This is a genomic window from Pseudomonas juntendi, assembly GCF_009932375.1.
GTDB lineage: Bacteria > Pseudomonadota > Gammaproteobacteria > Pseudomonadales > Pseudomonadaceae > Aquipseudomonas > Aquipseudomonas juntendi.
In genome coordinates this window covers 1-385 of sequence record NZ_BLJG01000486.1, presented here as the reverse complement: position 1 = coordinate 385, position 385 = coordinate 1, and the positions used below count along the sequence as shown (strand labels likewise).

The window sequence follows — 385 nt, the reverse complement described above, 5'->3', positions numbered from 1 at the left end:
GCGGTCGCCAAAATGGCCGAACAGTGCCGAGCCCAGCGGCCGGGCAAGAAAGGCAATGCCAAAGGTCAGGAAGGCCGCCAGCATCTGTGCGGTGCCCGAGCCGGAGGGGAAAAACACCGGCCCGATGACCAGGGCGGCAGCCGTGGCGTAAACGTAGAAGTCGTAGAACTCGATGGCGGTGCCAATGAAACTGGCAGTGGCTACCCGCGCGGGCGAGTTGACCGGCGCCGCAGGGGCTTGGGCATAGGTGCTGCTTGTCATTAAGTAGGTCCCTAACAGTCTGGTCCGGCTCCGTGGGCTTGGTCCACGACGGGTGCGCTGCAAAGGCAGGCACAGCGGCGCGGGCGCCGGAGCGTTTTGTTGTTGTGTGCGCCCGACTGACGAT

The 385-nt window shown here is 64.7% G+C and carries 1 pseudogene; it reads right to left on the bottom strand.

What is annotated here, in order from left to right:
- Positions 1-261, bottom strand: a pseudogene (locus GYA94_RS26875) (MFS transporter); the annotation flags it as partial.
- Between the last annotated feature and the right edge of the window lie 124 nt (positions 262-385).